A 3,325-nucleotide genomic window follows, 5' to 3' on the forward strand; every position below is an offset into this window, starting at 1 on the left:
CAGGACGACCTGCCCCTGCCCAACCTGCTGCGCGACGATGTGAGCCGCTGGCGGGAGGCCGACAACCGCGGCGCCACGCTGGCCACGCGCGAATTGCTCCGCCACTGGGGCCGTGAGGATCGTGAACGCCGCCTGTTCTTCGGCCAGCGCGAGGCTGTGGAGACGATCATCTACCTGGCGGAGATGCGCTTCACCGGCCGCACCAGCCGCCTGCGCTTCGCGCCGAAGTTGACGGAGGATGATCTCGGACGGCTGCTGGCAGGCACGCGACCTGGCCCCGCATTCCAATTGAAGCAGGGAGCGGAGTTTTTCCCGACCCTCGTCGACAAGCCCGCCGATCCGTCGCTGAAGCCGCTACGCCGGCTGGGCACCAAGCTCGCAACCGGCAGCGGCAAGACGCTGGTCGCGGCCATGGTGATCACCTGGGCCTTCGTGAACCGCGGCATGAGCCCGGAGAGCCGGGAATACCCGGACGTCGCCCTGCTCTGCGCGCCGAACCTGACGGTGAAGGAGCGGCTGGGCGTGCTGAAGCCCGACGCGCCGGACAACTACTACGATGCCTTCAATCTCGTACCGGCGAAGTGGCGCTCGCTGCTGCAGCGCGGGACGGTCATCGTCGAAAACTGGCACCGCTTCGCGCCAGAAAGCCCGCACAAGGACGGAGACAAGACCTATGCCGTCGTGGACAAGGGCGAGGAAACCCCCGCGGATTTCCTGCGCCGTATCCTGGGCAGCGCGTCGGACCGGCTGCCTATCCTGGTCATCAACGATGAGGGCCACCATTGCTGGCGACCGGCGCCTGGTGTGGCAGTCGGCTCGGGCCTGACCGGCGACGACAAGGCAGCCTTCGAGGATGAGGCGCAGGAGGCGACCGTCTGGGTGGACGGGCTCGATCGGCTGAACGCGGCCGGTGGCGAAGCGCCGGGCATTTCCATGGTGGTGGACCTTTCGGCCACGCCGTTCCGCATCAAGGGCAGCGGGTATCCCGAGGGCCAGCCCTTCCCCTGGATCGTCTCCGACTTCGGCCTGGTCGACGCAATCGAAAGCGGCATCACAAAGATCCCGCGCCTGCCGGTGCAGGACACGACGGGTCGGCCGGACCCACGCTACTTCCGCCTTTGGGAAGCGATCCGTGACGGGCTGCAGCCTGGCGAGAAGTTGCCCGGGCGCTCCGGCAAGCCGAAGCCGGATGTGGTCTGGCGCGAGGCGCAGGGCGCGCTGGTCCAGATCATGGGGCAGTGGAAGGAACGCTTCGACCTTATACGCGCCGGACAGCCAGGCGTGGACCGGACGCCTCCCTGCGTCATCATCGTCTGTGACAACACCGACATCGCCGAGGAATTCTACCGCCGCATCAGCGGCGAGCAGGTGATCGAGACGGTCACAGAGGCCGAAGTGGTGGAGGTCCTGGAGGAGGACGAGAGCGAGGAGGAGGCGCCCACCACCAAGCGTGGGAAGAAGCCAAAGCCGCGCATCGTCTATGGGCAGGGCGAGGTTTTCTCAGACCTCTTCAGCAACACCGCAGAGCGGAAGGTCACAATCCGCATCGACAGTAAACTGCTGGCGCAGGCCGAGGCTGGCGGCAGCGGGACGGACAAGAAGAGGGCCGACGCGGCTGAGGAACTGCGGCGCGTTGTCGCCACGGTCGGCAAGGCCGGTGAGCCCGGCGAGCATGTGCGCTGCGTCGTCTCGGTGGCCATGCTGACCGAAGGCTGGGACGCCAACACCGTCACGCAGATCCTTGGGCTGCGCGCCTTCACGAGCCAGCTGCTGTGCGAGCAGGTGGTGGGCCGCGGTCTGCGGCGGATGGATTACAAGCCGGACCCCGCCACCGGGCTGCTGACCGAGGAATACTGCGACGTCTACGGCGTGCCGTTCTCCGTCATCCCTTTCCGCGGGAGGCCGGTGAACAAGCCCGAGCCGGACGACACCCCGCCCAACCTGGTGAAGGCGCTGCCCGATCGGGCCGCTATGGAAATGCGCTTCCCGGTGGTGGAAGGCTATGCCTTTGCGCTCCGCCGCAACCTGATCCGCTGCGATGTCGGCGCGATGGAGCCGCTGCGCATCGAACCGAACCGCGAGCCCACCGGCACCTTCGTGCGGCCACAGGTTGGCGTGCAGGTCGGTGGCGGCATGGCAGAGACGCAGTCGCCCTTCGGCTTCCACCAGCAGGACCGTGAGGCCTACTACGCCTCAGTCCACCTGCAGACGATCCTGTTTCAGGCTGCGCAGCGCATTGTTGAGGAGCTGACGCAGGCGGGTACGTCCGGTGCCGAGGGGCGCAAGCGGCGCGTGTTCGCGCTGCAATCACGCCACGCGCTGTTCCCGCAGGTGTTCCGCGTGGTCGAGGAATACGTGCGCCGGAAGGTAGACTTCAATGGCGCACCTGAGCCGGAGCTTGGCCTCGAGAAGTACGCGCGGCAGGTGGTGGAGCGAGTGCGCGACGCTATCCAGCCGGACGACTCATCGGGCGAGCCGCCGCTGCTGCCGTTGCTGAACCGCACGCAGGAGAATGGCAGCACCGCGGGTGTGGAGTTCCGCACGAAGCGTCCCGTCTTCGCGACGATGGCCAGCCACATCGGGCACGTCGTCGCCGATACCGCCGCATGGGAGCAGAGCGCAGCGTTCCGGCTGGAGCAGGCGGCGCAGCAAGGGCTTATCCGCTTCTACGCGCGGAATGAGGGTATGGACCTCAGCATCCCGTATGAATTCCTCGGGGTCGATCACGGCTACGAGCCCGACTTCCTCGTGCGCATGACGACACCGAATGGCGAGCCGGATCTGACGCTGGTGCTCGAGGTAAAGGGCTTCGAGGACAACCAGACGACCGCCAAGCACGAAGGCGCGCGCCGCTGGGTGCGGGCGGTGAACAACTGGGGAAAGCTAGGACGCTGGGCGTTCCATGTGTGCCGGAACCCGCAGATGCTGGAGCGAGAACTCGCATATCTTGCTGAGCATGCGCGTGATCCAGCGGCTGCATAACGCCAGTAAATACTCCGTAACCTCCGAATATTTGCGTAATGCATCCGTCATACGCGCGGCGTAATTCGTGCTGCTGTTCGAATATCAGCGATTTGCGCACCGAGTGCTTGTACTTTTTTGGCGCATATCGTTGAAAACTGGCTGCTCGCCCGCTGGATCGCTGATGGTAACGATAGCTGTAAATGGGACGCCATCCTCAGGCATTACTTCGCCGGCGCGGGTCAGATAGTCGACGAAGAGACGCCAATTTGATGAAGGCCCAACACCATCCGGAAAAATCTTTGCAAGGACCTTTACGGGGCTCCATTTGAGATCATGCTCGATCAGCTCGGCCTCGATGGCG

General features: G+C 65.3%; 2 protein-coding genes. One reads left to right on the top strand and one right to left on the bottom strand.

Annotated elements, in window-relative coordinates; genetic code table 11:
* Positions 1-2,982, top strand: a 2,982-nt coding sequence (locus RMO04_RS14200) for a DEAD/DEAH box helicase family protein (protein ID WP_309645423.1), incomplete at its 5' end; no start/stop codon positions are given.
* Between the two features lie 84 nt (positions 2,983-3,066).
* On the opposite strand, the gene RMO04_RS14205 is transcribed toward RMO04_RS14200, so the two are convergent.
* Positions 3,067-3,325, bottom strand: a 259-nt coding sequence (locus RMO04_RS14205) for a hypothetical protein (RefSeq protein ID WP_309645424.1), incomplete at its 5' end; no start/stop codon positions are given.

The organism is Phenylobacterium sp. (assembly GCF_031412415.1).
In the GTDB taxonomy this organism is placed as follows: Bacteria; Pseudomonadota; Alphaproteobacteria; order Caulobacterales; family Caulobacteraceae; genus Phenylobacterium.